25 protein-coding genes and 2 pseudogenes are annotated in these 15,715 nt (G+C 59.2%); 21 read left to right on the top strand and 6 right to left on the bottom strand.

Annotated elements, in window-relative coordinates:
* Positions 1 to 459: 459 nt before the first annotated feature.
* A pseudogene (locus tag P9A16_RS32570) lies at positions 460 to 690 on the bottom strand (DUF2312 domain-containing protein); the annotation flags it as partial.
* Complete coding sequence (locus P9A16_RS32565) at positions 687 to 884, bottom strand: helix-turn-helix domain-containing protein (RefSeq protein ID WP_278026380.1); 198 nt, start codon at positions 882 to 884, stop codon at positions 687 to 689. The pseudogene P9A16_RS32570 and the gene P9A16_RS32565, both read right to left, overlap by 4 nt.
* A gap of 87 nt (positions 885 to 971) precedes the next feature.
* Between P9A16_RS32565 and P9A16_RS32560 the strand changes: the two genes are divergently transcribed.
* Positions 972 to 1,391 (top strand): helix-turn-helix domain-containing protein, encoded by a 420-nt coding sequence (locus P9A16_RS32560; protein ID WP_278026379.1) that lies wholly within the window; start codon positions 972 to 974, stop codon positions 1,389 to 1,391.
* A 157-nt stretch (positions 1,392 to 1,548) separates the two neighbouring features.
* Here P9A16_RS32560 and P9A16_RS32555 read toward each other — a convergent pair whose 3' ends face one another.
* Complete coding sequence (locus P9A16_RS32555) at positions 1,549 to 1,797, bottom strand: hypothetical protein (RefSeq protein WP_278026378.1); 249 nt, start codon at positions 1,795 to 1,797, stop codon at positions 1,549 to 1,551.
* Between the two features lie 198 nt (positions 1,798 to 1,995).
* On the opposite strand from P9A16_RS32555, the gene P9A16_RS32550 reads away from it, so the two are divergent.
* Positions 1,996 to 2,574 carry a hypothetical protein gene (locus P9A16_RS32550; protein WP_278026377.1) on the top strand — a complete coding sequence of 193 codons (579 nt, stop codon included), beginning with the start codon at positions 1,996 to 1,998 and terminating at the stop codon, positions 2,572 to 2,574.
* 1 nt (position 2,575) lies between these two features.
* A complete protein-coding gene (locus P9A16_RS32545; RefSeq protein WP_278026376.1) occupies positions 2,576 to 2,773 on the top strand; it encodes a hypothetical protein in 198 nt (65 codons plus the stop codon).
* Positions 2,774 to 2,832: 59 nt separating this feature from the next.
* On the opposite strand, the gene P9A16_RS32540 is transcribed toward P9A16_RS32545, so the two are convergent.
* From P9A16_RS32540 to P9A16_RS32530, 3 genes and pseudogenes are all read right to left on the bottom strand, one after another.
* Positions 2,833 to 3,588 carry a KilA-N domain-containing protein gene (locus P9A16_RS32540; RefSeq protein ID WP_278026375.1) on the bottom strand — a complete coding sequence of 252 codons (756 nt, stop codon included), beginning with the start codon at positions 3,586 to 3,588 and terminating at the stop codon, positions 2,833 to 2,835.
* A gap of 315 nt (positions 3,589 to 3,903) precedes the next feature.
* Positions 3,904 to 4,385 (bottom strand): annotated as a pseudogene (locus tag P9A16_RS35850) (thermonuclease family protein).
* 18 nt (positions 4,386 to 4,403) lie between these two features.
* Positions 4,404 to 4,589: a hypothetical protein gene (locus P9A16_RS32530; protein WP_278026374.1), complete on the bottom strand. Its 186-nt coding sequence runs from the start codon at positions 4,587 to 4,589 to the stop codon at positions 4,404 to 4,406.
* Between the two features lie 242 nt (positions 4,590 to 4,831).
* On the opposite strand from P9A16_RS32530, the gene P9A16_RS32525 reads away from it, so the two are divergent.
* From P9A16_RS32525 to P9A16_RS32440, 18 genes are all read left to right on the top strand, one after another.
* Positions 4,832 to 5,179 carry a hypothetical protein gene (locus P9A16_RS32525; RefSeq protein WP_278026373.1) on the top strand — a complete coding sequence of 116 codons (348 nt, stop codon included), beginning with the start codon at positions 4,832 to 4,834 and terminating at the stop codon, positions 5,177 to 5,179.
* 5 nt (positions 5,180 to 5,184) lie between these two features.
* Entirely contained in the window at positions 5,185 to 5,373 is a 189-nt protein-coding gene (locus tag P9A16_RS32520) for a hypothetical protein (RefSeq protein ID WP_278026372.1), read from the top strand.
* Positions 5,370 to 5,606, top strand: a complete 237-nt coding sequence (locus P9A16_RS32515) for a hypothetical protein (protein WP_278026371.1) — start codon at positions 5,370 to 5,372, stop codon at positions 5,604 to 5,606. Before P9A16_RS32520 ends, P9A16_RS32515 begins: the two co-directional genes overlap by 4 nt.
* A 10-nt stretch (positions 5,607 to 5,616) precedes the next feature.
* Entirely contained in the window at positions 5,617 to 6,642 is a 1,026-nt protein-coding gene (locus tag P9A16_RS32510; protein ID WP_278026370.1) for a hypothetical protein, read from the top strand.
* The gene (locus P9A16_RS32505) at positions 6,642 to 7,616 is read left to right on the top strand and encodes a hypothetical protein (RefSeq protein ID WP_278026369.1); all 975 of its coding nucleotides are present in this window, start codon (positions 6,642 to 6,644) and stop codon (positions 7,614 to 7,616) included. Before P9A16_RS32510 ends, P9A16_RS32505 begins: the two co-directional genes overlap by 1 nt.
* A 2-nt stretch (positions 7,617 to 7,618) precedes the next feature.
* Entirely contained in the window at positions 7,619 to 8,059 is a 441-nt protein-coding gene (locus P9A16_RS32500) for a hypothetical protein (RefSeq protein WP_278026368.1), read from the top strand.
* Positions 8,056 to 8,268, top strand: coding sequence for a hypothetical protein (locus P9A16_RS32495; protein ID WP_278026367.1), 213 nt, complete (start codon positions 8,056 to 8,058; stop codon positions 8,266 to 8,268). Before P9A16_RS32500 ends, P9A16_RS32495 begins: the two co-directional genes overlap by 4 nt.
* Positions 8,268 to 8,663: an HNH endonuclease gene (locus P9A16_RS32490; RefSeq protein ID WP_278026366.1), complete on the top strand. Its 396-nt coding sequence runs from the start codon at positions 8,268 to 8,270 to the stop codon at positions 8,661 to 8,663. Before P9A16_RS32495 ends, P9A16_RS32490 begins: the two co-directional genes overlap by 1 nt.
* Before the next feature lie 223 nt (positions 8,664 to 8,886).
* Positions 8,887 to 9,300 carry a hypothetical protein gene (locus P9A16_RS32485; RefSeq protein WP_278026365.1) on the top strand — a complete coding sequence of 138 codons (414 nt, stop codon included), beginning with the start codon at positions 8,887 to 8,889 and terminating at the stop codon, positions 9,298 to 9,300.
* On the top strand, positions 9,297 to 9,689 hold the full coding sequence (locus tag P9A16_RS32480; RefSeq protein ID WP_278026364.1) for a hypothetical protein: 393 nt from the start codon (positions 9,297 to 9,299) through the stop codon (positions 9,687 to 9,689). Before P9A16_RS32485 ends, P9A16_RS32480 begins: the two co-directional genes overlap by 4 nt.
* Positions 9,686 to 10,276, top strand: coding sequence for a cell division protein ZapB (locus P9A16_RS32475; protein ID WP_278026363.1), 591 nt, complete (start codon positions 9,686 to 9,688; stop codon positions 10,274 to 10,276). The genes P9A16_RS32480 and P9A16_RS32475 overlap by 4 nt, the downstream gene beginning before the upstream one ends.
* On the top strand, positions 10,263 to 11,207 hold the full coding sequence (locus P9A16_RS32470; protein ID WP_278026362.1) for a hypothetical protein: 945 nt from the start codon (positions 10,263 to 10,265) through the stop codon (positions 11,205 to 11,207). The genes P9A16_RS32475 and P9A16_RS32470 overlap by 14 nt, the downstream gene beginning before the upstream one ends.
* Positions 11,204 to 11,986: a DNA cytosine methyltransferase gene (locus P9A16_RS32465; RefSeq protein WP_278026361.1), complete on the top strand. Its 783-nt coding sequence runs from the start codon at positions 11,204 to 11,206 to the stop codon at positions 11,984 to 11,986. The genes P9A16_RS32470 and P9A16_RS32465 overlap by 4 nt, the downstream gene beginning before the upstream one ends.
* Positions 11,983 to 12,231, top strand: a complete 249-nt coding sequence (locus P9A16_RS32460) for a hypothetical protein (RefSeq protein WP_278026360.1) — start codon at positions 11,983 to 11,985, stop codon at positions 12,229 to 12,231. The genes P9A16_RS32465 and P9A16_RS32460 overlap by 4 nt, the downstream gene beginning before the upstream one ends.
* Positions 12,221 to 12,835, top strand: a complete 615-nt coding sequence (locus tag P9A16_RS32455; RefSeq protein WP_278026359.1) for a hypothetical protein — start codon at positions 12,221 to 12,223, stop codon at positions 12,833 to 12,835. Before P9A16_RS32460 ends, P9A16_RS32455 begins: the two co-directional genes overlap by 11 nt.
* 262 nt (positions 12,836 to 13,097) lie before the next feature.
* On the top strand, positions 13,098 to 14,249 hold the full coding sequence (locus tag P9A16_RS32450) for a tyrosine-type recombinase/integrase (RefSeq protein WP_278026358.1): 1,152 nt from the start codon (positions 13,098 to 13,100) through the stop codon (positions 14,247 to 14,249).
* A 560-nt stretch (positions 14,250 to 14,809) separates the two neighbouring features.
* A complete protein-coding gene (locus P9A16_RS32445; protein ID WP_023515539.1) occupies positions 14,810 to 15,013 on the top strand; it encodes a hypothetical protein in 204 nt (67 codons plus the stop codon).
* Positions 15,014 to 15,427: 414 nt separating this feature from the next.
* On the top strand, positions 15,428 to 15,706 hold the full coding sequence (locus P9A16_RS32440; protein ID WP_278026357.1) for a hypothetical protein: 279 nt from the start codon (positions 15,428 to 15,430) through the stop codon (positions 15,704 to 15,706).
* The last annotated feature ends 9 nt before the right edge of the window (positions 15,707 to 15,715 follow it).

Raw genomic sequence — 15,715 nt, 5'->3', positions numbered from 1 at the left:
AGCGATTGCGCCGTCGTCCGATTGGGGAATGGTCGCGGTCTCTCCCGCTGTCACGACGCTGAGGCTGTCGTTTCCGCGGCTGCTACTCGCACCGCCTTGAGGGGGCCATACTCCGCGGTTCCCGAAGCTGCAGTCATCCCCAGTTCCGCCCATCGTCTCGTTTGCCGTTTCCGGCAGATGGGATGCATGGTCGGCGCCCGCAGGCTCTCCGTCTTGCCCTCCATGCTTGGCCCCATCAGTCTGCCGGGAATGGACGTGCTGATGATCACGCGATCCATTGCCCTCCGATTGCTCGGACGAGGGAACTGTTGCCGTTTCCGGCGCTGCTGTGATGTCTTCGTGCTTGGTGACGATGTTCAGGCCGCTGTTGGAACGGCGATCGTCGAGGATTTCACCGGTCTCGGCGTCAAATTCCTCAATGTTTTCTCGTGCGTGCGCATGCACGAAACCGAGGCCGTGGACCGCGTTCCAATAGATGTCGAAGACGTGATCTTGCTCTTCGCGCTCATGCTCGTCGATCTTCCGCTTCGAGACGACCTTCTTGATGGCCTTAACGTCGAAGCCGTTGGCGCGGGCTTCCTTGTAGATCTCGGACTTGTCCGCGTTCAGGTCGGCGATCTCACCTTCAAGACGCTCCACACGCTGGACAATGGCCTTCAACTGATCGGCAGCAACGATATCGGCGCTCATGCGGCGGCCCCCGAGCGGGCGAAATCCGCCTTGGTGAGCGAGGCGAGCAGTTTCCTTGCAGGACCTCGAGGTTTCTGATGACCGTTTTCCCAGTTGGAAATGGTGCTCTGATCCAGTCCAAGCGCGTCCGCCAGTTGAGACTGCGTGACGCCAAGCTCGGATCTCAGTCCTTTGATGTCGATCTCGTGTTCCATGAAGGCATTATGATTTACTCATAATTTTCAGTCAATGAGTTTCTCATAATTTTTTCTGTCATGCTCATAGCCATGAAGCCAGATAAAATGACACTGAAAAAACGAGGGGATCGCCTACGGCAGGCTCGTGAGGCGCTCGGCCTTTCTGTCGACGAAGCGGCCACTGCATTTGGTGCTGCGTATTCAACCTATGCAGCGCATGAGAATGGCACGACACCATTCACCCTCAGCGCGGCGATAGAGTATGCGAAGCGCTACAAAGTATCGATTGACTGGCTGGTTCACGGTGGCGCGGATGGCCCCGGCGAGAAGGCGAAGAGTGGAACGACGCAAGAGGCGGCGCTTCGTTCAGCGCTTATTGCCTATGGCGTCGATGGCGGCGACTTGCCGGCAGTGTTCAAAGCCATCAAGGGCTTTGTCGTGGAGTCCGACGGCGAGCAATCACAATCAGACCATCCTCATGATCAATCTGCACCCTCCAGTCGCCGCCGTGTATCAACGCCATGAGATAGGCGGCTTCGGCTGTCTTGCGCTTTAGAACAGCATTGGGGTCAGAAGAGGCTAAGGCACCGGCCGAGGCTGCGAGCTCCGCAACAGTTTCCTCGGCTTTTGTCTCATACTTGCGCCTGATCTGGTGAATGATCGCCATGATGCGCGCGCCCTCCTAGATCGGCTGCATGTTGCTGACTTCCTCGGGCTTCTCGACTCCATGGAAAAAGATCAGCTTGGGCTCTCCGAAGTCTCCGCTTTCTGGGTCTCCCTCCATCATGGTGGCGAAGACCATCGGCTTGCTCTGCGCCAGGCGCTCAGCCATCCGCCTCGCGTGCATCACGCTGTTGGCCTGAACCGCGATATCGGGCTTCATTCCGCGCTTCGCCGGGCTGAAAGATTGAACCACGAAAAACTCTGCCATGTTCGTTCTCCTCTACGCTTGGAACCGGCCTAAGCATGATGGGAAAATGAGAACATATCAAGAACAAAATTAGGAATTCAGTCACACTCGTTAATGGCAACCAGATGTTGCGAGTGCACGCATTGAGAGTCGCTTTTTCTTGTGTGGACGTGGAATAGCGCTATTCTTGTCCCTACAGCATGGGAGGGCGAGCAGGATATGATCAACGCCAAAATGGCAACCTTCATTATTGCCCTCGTGCTAGGTGTGGCGGCGACAAGTAATCCGGCAACTGCAGATCTCGGGGCGGAAGACGCCGAAGTCTTCCGGCTTTCCTATGCTTTTACCAACGGGCGAGCGGTTGATGTGGCGTTCAGGAAAGAGTTAGCTGACGCACTTTATGGATTTTGGAGGAAATTTGATTCCTCAGTTCCGCGCAACTCTCCTTCCGAAACAGAATGGCTCTTGAAGGAGCTGGATACGCGTGATGCAGACCGCCTTGGACGCGCCGCCATCACCCCTCAATATGCCCTACGGGAGTTGGCGACATTATCAGAACAATGCCTCGCGGACGCTAGCCTTCTACAATCGTCAGTTGGGAAACGGCCCTTGCTCGAAATGTATGCGTGGCTCCGAATTGTCGGTTGTTACAACAATCCGGCTGGGACGGAGGAATACCTTAAGAGAGCCAAGCTTTCGAAAGGATTGTTTGATGGCCCACTTACCATGGGTCATGCGACCATCTTACACAGCTTCATCACAGGCAGGCTAGCCAATACCATAATCGAAGAGGAGTAGCGTGGATGCCGAGAAAGCCCAAGCCTCCCCGAGAGCGGCCGGCCGCGCTCTTTGTTCGTCAAGGGTATTGCCTGAGAACACGAAGTTCGAGGGGCAACCGATGTGGGAGAGCTTTTTGCCTGAGGTCGATACCGTATTGAAAGCTGTATTGGCGCCGGAGGAATGGGAGCGGATGAAGGCAGAGGGGCCGGAGGTGTGAGCGCCGGGCGTAAGGAGAAGATGCATTGAGGTGGGCGGGGCCGAAGCCCCGCGACTCAACTAAACCAACTTCTGCATGCGGTTCTTTCTGTCACTCTCAATCGCGCCGCGGATCGTGGTCGCCGCAATTCGCGTCTCAGTCTTGCACGCCGAGTAGCCATTGGCGTCCTGGTCTTCGATCCGCTCCACGGCAAGCGCTTCTGAGGCCATTGTGTAAGCCAGTTCGGAAAGCGACATGTGATCACGTAGGCTGGCCTTAGGGTGAAGTTTCTTCGATACCTTCAGCTCCTTGGCCGTACCGCCGAGCAGGTGCTTGTAAAGCTCATTCGTGCAGTTTGCGTACTCAACACCTGCCTTGACCCCGCGCTGCTTGAGCGTGTCCGTATAGGTGCGCCGAACGCGCTTGCCGATTTCACGACTTTTCTCAAACGCTTCGTCTCGGCGGCGTTTGTTCTCCCTGATTTCCTCATGGAGTGTCTCGTCACCCTTCTTGAAACGCAGGAATACATCACGGATCTCGACCGCAAGTGCGGGCGACAAGTATGACGCATACCCTAAGGCTAGATTTTCATGGGCCCACGTCCCACCGTCGGCGCCGCGCTTGGTATAAACAATTGATTTTATTTCATCTTTCGTCCAAAGGCGGGATTTCCCCGTATTTCGTTTTAGTAGGACGACATATTCTTTGAGATAGGAATCCAGGCGCATCCAGTCAGATGGCGTCTGGTTTTTTGAGAAGCCGGCGGCGCGATGGATGTCGTTTAGGCAGACGAGGCCCTTGTCGTCGACCCGAATACGAGACTGCTTGAAAAGCATTACTTTCATTTCCGTCATAAGACATAAACCTTTCGTTATGTCGTTATGCGGCGGCCGGCAACTCTTGACATCCAGAAATAATTGCATACATGGACACCATGTGATCACATAGCCTACCGCAAGGTTGGTACTTCAGGCCCGGACGGTGGTTGCACACCCTCCGGGCCGCTCTGTTTCTGATCTGCGGATGCAAATCTCGGATCATATCGGTGGTTGATCTGCCTTATTCAAGGCACGCGGTAATAATTTGTTTACCGATCGCTCTTTCCGGTAGAACTGTTTCCAGCCTGCCCTCGCCGGCGGGCTTTTCGTGCCTCAGCACCACGGCTCCCGTCGACCGCTCCATGTTCGTGCCAGGCCTTCGCTCACGAGCTGGTCGCCAAGCGATCGGCCATCGCGAACAATCACCCGCAGCTTTCGACCGTACTTGTCCTCGTCACGCCCTGATGCTGCCAGCTCGAACGGCCCCGCATTCAGCAGCTCGCGAAGCCGGTTTTTCGCTCGGTGACCAAGGGCGCGTTCGCTCTCGCACTTCGGTTCACCGATTCAGGCGTATCGATATCAGCGATGCGGATCTTCACGCCGCCCATCCAGATCGTGTCGCCGTCGACGACGCATGTCGTTCGCAAAGGGCCGTTGCAGATGGGGAAGCTTCGCGTTTCTTGGACCACCGAAGCGACCGCCGCACCATCGACTCCTAGACCGGCCTGACCCCAGCTGAGAACGCCCGCAAAAGCTGCCGCTGATCCAGCAACGACTATACCGGCAAACGCCGCGGTCGATATCTCGCCCATCATCACACCCTCGAGATTATTTCAATCGCGCGAGCATTTGCGCTTCGATGCACTGGTGGTGCCGTTGTGGCAGAGGAACTTTCCATCCCTTGTGCAAGACTTGATGCCACCCTTTTTGCCGGAACACGGCTGATTTCTGGCCTCAACGACCGGCGCAGCCGCAAGAACCAGTGCAATAGCGCTGACAACAATATGACGAATCTTCAAGAAAACCCTCCCTTTGGTTGTAGAAGATACTAGCCAATTGCTACGCCAAGTCGAGAGCCGCCAACCGCCAGAAGTTGTCAGCCCTGTCATTGCGGCGGGCTTTTGCGTGGGCACGATTCTGGCTCCCTCATCATCACATAGACGATTTATGATTTTCTCATAACTTCTGTTGACACGTATTTATGATTTTCTCATAATGACCTCATCAACCCGACCACCGGGACCGAAGAGGATCACCCACCATGCAGACCGAAGCAGACCGCATCTCCGAAGGCTTGCAGCTGACGACGAACAAGATCGGCACGCTCATCTGCAACGTGCGTGGTCACAACCGTCGCGGCCGGGACGCAAGCGCATCGGCTGCGAAATATCTCCAGGAGCTTCGCCGGAACTACGCGAACCTCGCAGCCGGCAAGCTGGCTGGGGCCGATGTCTCCGCATTCGAAAATCTGTCGCCTCTTCCGTACATCAGCGACCTCGTCGGCCTGTCCGAACAGCGCAAGAAGGCGCGCGAGTGGTACGGCGTCAGTGATTTCCTCCGCGACCGTCCGGTTTCTGAGCCGGTTCGCTTCCTCGAAGCTGCGGAGTAATGGCGATGGGCCGACCGAAGTCTCGCGACGACAAGCAACTGCATACCGAACGCGTGCCGATGCACATGACGAAATCAGAGGTCGCAGCGGTCGATGATTGGCGCTTCGCGCGCCGTATCGGCTCCAGATCCGAAGCCATCCGCCAACTCGTTTCGCTTGGCTTGAACCATTCAGCAGATGAGGGCGCGCCATGACCCGCTGCGACCTCAACACCGCCGGCGAATGCTCATGCTTCGCCTCTGGCGTTCCCTGCAAGGTACAGGCCCCGATTGATCTCGGCGTCTTCACCGGGACGAACCACCCCGGCCCGCTGGACCGATACCCGGAAACGGCGCGCGATCTCAACGGCGCGCTGATCCTCCTCTCCATCATCGTTTTCGCAATCATCATCGGCTTCGGCACGCAAGTCGCGCCAGCCGCAATCTAGGGAGCAGCGCATGTCTCAGGAAAACCCATGGGCTTGGTGGCAAGCCGCTCTGGAAGGCAATTTCGGCCCTATGCACGAAGGCCAGCCCGAGCAGGGATACTACCGCACGCGCTTCAAGGGCGGCCAGTGGGAGCCGGTGGCGCTGTGGCGCGGCGATGATGGTGAGTGGCTGGCGATGCGCGGAGAGCGCATGGTTGACGCCGCCGACGCCTGGAACTTCTGCCGGACGCACCCCGTATCCTACGAGGCTTATCAGAAGGCCATCGAGGGTGCGGGTTGGGACGACGAGCCGCCGGCGCCGGCCATCGGCCACAACCTTCCGTCCGATCCGTTTGAAGCCCTCACGCTCGAATATCAATCGGAAAAGGAGCAGGCCGAAGCGTTCATGAAGACGCCGATCACGACCCAGGAGCAGGCCGATAAGGCCGCGATCTGGTCGAAGAGGCTCGCTACGATCTCCAGGAAGGCCACCGACCTGCACAAGGTCGAAAAACAGCCGTCGCTCGACGAGGGCCGCCGCGTGGACGACAAGTGGCGCGGGCTGAAAGATGACCCGGCCGACCTGAGCAAAAAGCTCAAGCGGCACTTGGACGCCTACCTTCAGGAGCAGCAGCGCCTCGAACAGGAGCGCCAGCGGAAGGCGCGCGAGGAAGCTCAGCGGAAGGCACTCGAGGCTGAAGAGGCTCGCATTGCAGCCGAAAAGGCTGCCGCCAAGAAAATCGCCGACGGCATGTCCGATGCGATGGCGATCGCCGAGCACAATAACCGTGTCGCCGAGGTTGATCGCCTTGCGCAAGAGGCGGCCGATGCCGAGCGCGACGCTCAGGCTCGCAACGCCAGCGCAGGACGCACCGGCGCTCGCGTCGCGCTCCGCACTTTCGTTTCGGCTCGGATCACCGACTACGACAAGGCCGTCAAGGCACTGTCGACCCATCCCGAAATGAAAGCGCTCGTCGAAACGCTCGCGAACCGCGCCGTGCGCGCCGGCCACGAGATCGATGGAGTTGAGCGCGTCGAAGAGCAGAGGGCCGCCTGATGAACGCTCACGTTCCTGCACTCGCCGGCGGTGGACAGGTCATCGCCATTGTTCCCCAGACCTTCGAGGAAACGTTGCGCGTTGCGCGCGCCGTCGTCGCCTCCGGCCTCGCGCCGGCCGCGCTCATCGGCAAGCTGACCGGCGACGATGCTGCAGCCGCCGTCGCTGTCGCGATCATGTCGGGCGCTGAGCTTGGGCTGAAGCCCATGGTCAGCCTGCGCAGCTTCACAGTCATCAATGGCAAGCCGGCGCTCTACGGCGACGGACTGATCAACGTGGTTCGCATGTCTGGCAAGGTCGCATATCTGCGCACCGGCTGCGACGAGGACGGCGGCAAGCTCGTTGGCTTCTGCGAGGCCAAGCGCAGCGATACCGGCGAAGATAAGCGGGTCGATTTCAGTCAGGAAGACGCGATCCGCGCGCGGCTCTGGGATGATCGGACAACGGTTCGAAAGCAGGTCTGGGAAAACGGCCAAAAGGTATGGCGCGACAACGTTCCGAACGACGCGCCCTGGTATCGCTTCCCGAAGCGGATGCTGGCATGGCGTGCGGCCGGCTACTGCCTGCGCGAACTTTTCGGCGACGTTCTCGGCGGCATCCGGGATGAATTCGAGGCGCGCGAGATCGCCGACGCCGAGGAGATGCGTGACATAACGCCCGCCGGGCGCCCCGCGCCGCCGAAGCCACCTGCCCCGCCCGCGCCGCCGACCTCCAAGACCATCGAAGCCGCACCGACGCCGGAACCGGAAACGGAGGAGCACCAATCCGAACCCGATTTCGACCTCGGTTCATTCCTCGAAGAGCTGGAGACGTCGCTGGCAACAGCGAAGGATTCCGCGTCGGCCGCCGAAATCTGGAACGACTATGACGCGCCGGCCATCCTCGAAAGTAATGGTCACGCCGACATGATCGATGCCGCCTACGCTATCCGAGATCGGGCCTATGCCAAGCTCGAACCCTATAACGGGGGCTGATCATGGCGAAGCGCACCGAAAAGCCCATCTACGCCTTCATCCGCCGTGGCCATTCGCTCGTGCCGGAAATGCAATACGACCTGCAGGCGCTCGACGGAATCCAGCAAGGCCAGCGCGTTAAGCTCGAAATCAAGCAGTGGCGCAATCTGGACCGGCTCAAAGCCTATTGGGCTACGCTGCAGGAATGCATCGATGCAACCGGCTGCGCGCCGAGCAAGGAGGCGCTGGACGCGTATATCCGGCCGGCCGTCAACTTCGTCGACACGATCCGGCTCGCCAACGGCTTCCTTGTTGGCATTCCACGCCCGATCAACACCAGCCAGTGCGACGAGCCCGAGATGATCGCGTTCTTCAACGCGGCGACTGAACTGCTCGCCCGCGAATTCGGCTTCGTCGCACCGACACCCGGAGAGCGGAAAGAGCAGAAGCGGAGTGCGGCATGACCACCACCCAAGTCAAGGCTCACGAGCGCCGCACAGCTGAAAAGCCCCTCGACCCCTTCCACCAGGATATCCAGCTTCTCGTTGCCCGGCGCCGATCGGCAGCGGTCGAGCGTGACGTCATGCAGGCCGTCGATACGTTGCAGCGATTTCAGGAGCGCGTGGCGACACGGCCCGAAATGCTCGCCGGCACAACGGAGGGCCTTATCTGATGGCCCGCACCGTAGAGGAATGGATCGGAACGACCGACGATCACCGCGCCCCGAAGAAGGTCCGTGACCGCATCATAGACCGTGATAACCGCTGCCACCTCTGCGAGCAGCCCATCCACGTAGGCCAGCGTTGGGACTTGGACCATGTCACGGCCCTCATCAATGGCGGAGAGAACCGGGAAAGCAATCTCAGGCCGGCGCATGTCAAGTGTCACAAGGAAAAGACGGCTCGTGACGTCGCCGAAAAGGCAAAAGTCGCCGCCATCCGCATGCGCCACAACGGCAGCACGCAACCGGCCGGAAAGATCAAATCCGCCCCTTTCCCGAAATCCGACAAGCCGAAGAAGGCCGTCGTCTACCGGCCGTGCACCTTCTATCGGGAGGAAACGAGATGAGACCATACGATGTGAAAACCTTGTCTGACTTGCTTTCGATGGAGAGCGATAACCACCCTCAGAACCCTAAGGCGTGGACGATACTCAATCACAACAACGGAGTTTCGCTGCACGCTCCAGCGAATGTCGCGCGAGGTCTGGTCATCCAAATCCCGCGAAACCAATTCAACGCGATCGTCGATTGGTACATTAAGGACCAGCCGGCCCGGAAGTCTGGTGACGCATGACCGACCTATCCTCCCTTATCTCTCGTGTGGAGAAAGCCACGGGTCCGAACTATGCCCTTGAGGTCGATATCTTCAAGTTCTTCAACCCGGATTATCGCGATTACGTCGAGGGCCGCGGCGGGCTGGTTCACAAGAATGACGGCGAAGATCAGCGCGTCCTATCCAATGTTCGTCCTCCGAACGTGACGGCCTCCATCGACGCCGCCGTTGCTCTGGCGGAGCGCGTTCTGCCGGGATGGCATGCCGACGTGGACATGCTGTCTCCACCCCCAATGTCCGACGCATTCGGTATTCGACTGTTCAACCAGAATGGCGACTGGCGAAACATTGAGGCGGAAGCGCCGACAGTCCCGCTCGCCCTTGTCCTCGCGACCCTTCGCGCTCTTCAATCCAAAGGACCGGAAGCATGACCAACGCCATGAAGACCAATTCGGCACCATGGGAAGGCGGCCGATGCAGAGTGCCTATGTGGATGGGCGGGTCGCCGTCCGGATTTTGCGCCGAGGAGGCTTTCGGGCCTCAGTATCCGCGGCAGTACCTTGCGCATAAAAACCCACGGTATCTGCTTGACAACCCGCCTTACTGTTTCGGTCCTTGCTGCCCCACCCATGGTGGCCCGAAGAGCGATGAACCGATCATCTTCCAGGATGGCTTGACGAAAACCGGGCGGCCGATGTGGTGCGCCGTGATGCCGGGGTTCATTGATCTTCAAGAGAGCGAAGCGGGATTTTCCGGCAATTCGGTCGCTGCTGTCGATGAACTTCGAGCCGCCATAGCTAAAGCGGAGGGCCAAGCATGACCACCTCCGACAACATATCCGCTATCGACAAGACTGCTGATCGCTGCAAATTCTCGACCTATGGCTATGCGTGCGGGAAGCACGTCGAGCACGGCCGATACCTCTGCGAAGAGCACGCCACTGCCAAGTGCGCCAGTTGCGGGAGCGCCGCTACACACGGTTGCGATTTTTGCGGACAGTTCGTCTGCGGCACACCTCTTTGCGACGAATGCACTTTCGGCACAGACAAGAGCAAGCCGTCCGGCGCTTGGGGCTTCATCAATCATATCCATGTCAGCAAGCCTGAGTTTGCCGACAAGCACGAAAATGCTCGCCTCAAGGCCGAAAACGCCGAGTTGACCAGTAAGGCGGAGGCGATGGAGCGGGCATTGACCGGCCTGCTCGACGCGAAGGCCCTGTCGGGCATCCGCAAGCTCGTCGCCGGATGGGACGGCGACCATCTGCCCGAGGAACAACGGATCGGGGTCCGCCACCGCGACGAACTTGGCGTTACCCTCCCCACAAATTGTGGGGCGATCTACGAACTCGACGGGGTGATGACCCGCGCCCGCACTCTCCTCAATGGAGGCTCCGATGCGCAGGGATGAGCTGACGACCGCGCTTCAGGACTTGCTGAAGCATGTGGACCGCAACACCTGCGAGCACGAGGACACCCATCGGGCGGGCACCCTTTGGACTGTATGCGATTGCTGCGGGATGAAATGGGCTGACGACGAAGGGGGCTTCCAGCCGCACACCGACGCACCCGCTGTTGCCCAGGCTCGTGCCGCCCTCTCCGCAGCTCTCTCTATCGAACAGACGCAGCCGGTGGCGATGCAGGTCAAGGGGCTGGAGTGGTCGCCTGCGGAGGGGAAACCTGGACGCGACGTGCGCGCGCAGCCGGACCCTTACCATCACTATACCGTTCGCCACCTATCTGACGGTCACTTCGACCTAATCCTCACGACAGACTTGGGCGTCAAGTATTTTCAGGGAAATGGCGTCGAGTGCCATTCGAGTTATTCCGCCGCCAAAGCCGCCGCCCAGCATGATTACGAGACCCGTATCAGGTCGGCGATTGTCGGGGTGGCGGCGGAGCCTGAGCCGGTGGCGTGGATGTATCAATTCAAGACCAAAGCCCCTGTCCTCATGGTGGAAAAGCGAAACTGGGCGGAAACTCATTCCGAATGGACCGAAACGCCCCTCTACGCCCATCCTCCCGTCTCCGCTCTCGTCAATGCACAAGCCGATGCGGATGTGGTGGAGAAGGTCAGCACCGAAGCGGCGATGAGCCAATGGGAACGCTCGCTCAAGCGTCCGGATCTTTCCGAGAAGGATCGGGTCCGGGGCGCGATCGAAGCGTACAAGCGCCAGGCGTTCGCGTTCACCCTCTCCTCCCTCCGCCCTGCCGAGGTGGGTTCCGCCACAGAAACAAGTGGCATGAACAAGCAGGGATCAAACGGCGAAACCTTGGAAAAGGTTTGCACAAATGACCCTGAAAATGTCCCCAAAAACGAGAACATCGGGGGCGAACCATGACGAACGGCGCCTACTACAACGAAAACAATCCCTTCGCCGCCCAATGGCTGCGCAACCTCATTTCCGCCGGCCTAATCGCGCCCGGCGACGTTGACGACCGGAGCATCGTGGATGTCCAGCCCGACGACCTCATCGGCTATACCCAATGCCATTTCTTCGCAGGAATTGCAGGGTGGTCCTACGCCCTTCGACGAGCAGGATGGCCCGACGAACGCCCGGTCTGGACGGGCTCTTGCCCTTGCCAGCCTTTCTCCGCAATCGGAACCCGAAAAGGCTTCGACGACGAGCGCCATCTTTGGCCGGAACTCAAGCGCCTCGTCGAGAAGCGCCGACCTCCAGTCTTCTTTGGAGAGCAGTCTTCGAACGCTTCTGACTGGCTCCGACTTGTGCGAAGTGATCTGGAAGCCATGGAATACGCCATGGGGGCAATGCCTATCGAGGCCGCGAGCGCAGGTGCGGACGTCCTTGGCGACCGATTTTGGTTTGTGGCCTCGGCCGACTTCCTTGAGCTTCGCGAGCAGTCACAAGCCGGGCAACAGCCGCAACATCAACCTGATCCGTCAGCACATCCTATTCGCCCTGGGGGAGAAGACCTCTGGCGTCGGGGGGCAGATGGCAAGCTGCGGCGCGTTAACCCCGGCCTTCATTGGATGGCTCATGGGGTTCCCGCCCGAATGGGAAAAATCAGCGGTTTCGGAAACGCCGTAGATCCCAGGCCGGCGGCAGCCTTCATTGCTGCATACATGGACGCCACAGAAACATCAGGGAGCGAGCAATGAGCGATATCCCGCACGATATCCGCGAAGCGGCGTCAAAGGCTTTGAACGAAGCCGAAGACATGATCGGCACGCTTTTCTCTGATCGGCTTGAGGTCGTCGCCAGGGCCATCCTTGCCGAGCGCACGCGGTGCGCCGGCATTGCATACCGCGTCTGCGCCGAGACCAGGCACGTTACCCTCGGCGACAAGGCCAGAGACGCCATAAATTCAAGTGGAGCCTACCCAGGAGGCAACCATGACACATGATCTGGTAGAGCGGCTGCGGGATCCGAACTACGCCGGAAGCATGCAGCATCTACGCTCGTATGACCAAATTGATCGGCTATTCAATCAGGCCGCAGACAAGCTGGAAGCCTACATGGCCGACGCGGACGCCCACGTCTCCCGGATTGACCTCGTTCGCCGTCAGGAAGATGAAATCCGGGATCTTAAGGCCGAGAACGATGCTCTCCGCGCGGAGAGGGACGAGATACGGAAATCTCACCAGAAAATGCACCGCAGATGCCAGCAATCCGAAAGAGTTGAAATTTTGACGATCGGTGTTCTGGAAGGATGGTATGATTTTCTCAATTCTGGAGAACGTCGGAATAGACAAGATAGACTTCTTTTCCGCTGGGCAATCAGGGACATGCGAAGGAAGGCCGCCGCCATCCGCAATATGGGAGAGCGGGCAGCCCATATAGCTTGCGAGCACGATTGGTTTGATTGCTCCAATGCTGCAGTTCCTCCCCCGGCAAAATCATGCCGGAAGTGCGGGTGGACGGTCGGCCACGACGAGACGCAAGGAATCTACTTAATCTGGCCGTGGCTTGCCGGCCGCGCTGCGCTGGAGAAGGAGCCGAGAGAGTGAACCAAATCGACTTCACCCGTCCGGTCCCTCGCCTCGGGCTCAACCGTGCAGAGGTCGCGGTTGCTATCGGCGTCAGCGTCGGCACAGTCGACCAGATGGTCCAGGAGGGCTTCCTTCCGAGGCCGAGACGATGGCATACTCGTAAGGTATGGCTCGTGTCCGACATCGTCGCAGCGATGGCTGATTGGCCGGACGACGGGCTACTCAATCATAGGGAAGGCGCTGACGACGGGGATGACTGGCGGGCGTCTGCGTGACAGGCGTGGCCAACATCGATCTGCCATACGTCGAAACCAACAAAAGCCGTCACAAGACGGTGCGCTACTATCTGCGCATTGACGGGAAGCGGATTTGCCGGCTCCCGGACGATATCAACTCCGAAGAATTCATCGCTGCCTACTGGAAGGCCAGAAACTCGGCTCAGGCGCTCCTTGAGCGAAAAGTCGAGCCGAAAGCCATTTCAGCGATGGTAAAGCCAAATACATTTCGCTGGCTCTGCATGGAGTACATGCGGTCGCACGCATTCACCGGCCTCGACAAAACCACTCAGGCCCGCAGGCGCAGCATCATGGAATCGATGTGGGCGGAAGCTTTAAGCACTCAGGATCATCGGCTTTTCGCTGACATCCCTTTGTCGAAAATGAACATCGCACATGTCGAGGTGCTTCGCGATCGGAAGAAAGAAGTCCCATTCGCCGCCGACGAACGGCTCAAGGTGCTGCGCCAGGTGTTCGACACCAAGCGCGATGGGAAACCGATCACGAGCAACGTCGCGCGCGCGGTTGAACCTTTCGGCGTCCATTCCGACGGCCACGAAACCGCCACGCCGTCCGACCTTGAGCGCTTCATCGCTCATCACGGCGTGGATTCGAGGGCCGTCCTCTATCTCTCCATCGGCATGTACACTGGGCTTCGTGTTTCCGACCTATCGGTACTTGGCCCGCAGCATCGCCGCGGCGACGAATTTCGGCTCCGGCTCTTCAAAAACCGCAACCGGACACCGACCGATCTCGTGGTTCCGATCCACCCGATCCTCGAAGGCGTCCTCGCGCGTCACAAGGTAACCGCCCTCACCTACCTCGTCACGGAATATGGAAAGCCGTTCTCCATCAAGGGGCTCGGCAATCGAGTGTCGGATTGGTGGCGCCAAGCCGGGATGCCGCACCTGACATCGCACTCAGTGCGCAAGGGGCTGGCCACAGACGTTGCTCACAATGAGGCGACGGATAGCATGATGGAAGCAATGTTCGGCTGGCGCGATGCGAAAACGTCGAAGATCTACACACGCAACGCCGAACGGGCGAGGCTGTCGCGTCAGACGGTAGCCAGGATCAACTGGGATGGCATCGGCACGAAGCTGCTCGTGAGTGATGAAGGGGCCGAAGGTGTGGCAGGGTGTGGCGCCGCTGATTGATTTCGTTTGGAGAATATTTGCTGGAAAGTGTGGCAGACAGTGAGGTAAGACACGGTAAAATAAGGACTTGATGGTTCTCGGCGAGGCCTCCAACCCCTTCAAACCATCACCGTAATGGATTGAAAATACGAGTGTATTTTCCCGGTGTGGCAACAGATCATGGCTCGCGCCGATGGGATTGTGCGAGGCGCACCAAGCGTTCCATGCCAAGCAATCGCGTCCATCTCGCCCATGCCCGATCGGTTCGAACCTGCGGCCTTCAGGTCATGAATCTGGCGGGACGTTCGGCCTTTCCGCACCGATAAAATGCCGGGCCACGTTCCCGGCTTGACCGCTGGCGATCGTGCATGCCGATCGGTCTCGATTGGCGGGGCGCAGCATGGGAGAGCACACATGCCGAGACCGGCAAAGGCTCTCGGGCACACTGCGCGATGGTCTGCCGGCAAAATTTCAGTTCTTGAGAAAAATGGCTTGTAGAACGCCTTCGCACCGCGTTCAACGGCGGGAGTGCGATCGTATCCCCCTCACCGGCCGGGCTGCGCTGGAGAAGGAACCGCAGCATGATTGAGACCGAGAGCTTCATCGATTACTTCAGGACCCGCCACGGCTGGAAGTGCCGGCCGGGCTCGGCCATTTTCAAGGATTTGGCCAGCTTCGCGACGGAGCAGGCCGAAACCGCTCACGGCATTGAAGACCTCTATGTGCTGTTCTGCGTTGCGCATGGGATGGCTGTGAAACCCTCGCCACCGGAGCGGCGGGAATGAACCGCATCGACTTCACCCACCCGGTCCCTCGCCTCGGCCCCGATCGTGCTGATGGCTGCCGTAGCAATTGATGCAAGCGTCCCTTCCGCTGCAGACGGGCGGTTGGAGGCCTTGCGCCGGTTGTTCGACACAAGGCGTGAAGGGAAACGGTCGCCAGAATCCATTGGAATGGCACCGACATGAAACTTCTCGCAAGCGATGAAGGCGCGGAGAAAGTGCGGGGAGAGACGTAGGATATTGGAGAGCAACGATCTGAAGGCTCCGTCGCGGCCTTCAATTCCTTTCTTTCGTCAATCTACTCTCTTGATTTCACTGCCCAATATACCAGGTATATATTGGGCACGCCCTCATGCGCTGCCGGAACCGGATTGCGGCATACGGCCGATGCACGCCAGATCAACAGGAGAGAATCGTATGCCCAGCCTCAGAACCTTCGCGGCGATCGTCCTTGCCTTTGGCCTGGTGGGCTGCACAGCCGCTTCCGCGCTTGAGCCGGTCCCGGGGAGCATCATCTACAAGGGCCAGCCGCGCACGAAGCTGACCAAGGCGCCGATCGGCAGCACGTTCGAACACCACTTCCGCGATCAGTTCGGCGATGACTATGTGGAAGTCTACCGGATCGCGCCGGACCGGTCGCTGGAGCTGCTCTCTCGGCGCAGGATCGACATCGTCGAGTTCGGCAACGTACGATAAACGGTTCGA

Origin of the sequence: Shinella sp. 838 (assembly GCF_029623935.1) — a bacterium.
In the GTDB taxonomy this organism is placed as follows: domain Bacteria; phylum Pseudomonadota; class Alphaproteobacteria; order Rhizobiales; family Rhizobiaceae; genus Shinella.
Note: the sequence above shows the minus strand (reverse complement) of the source record. Positions and strands in the feature narration are given on the sequence as shown.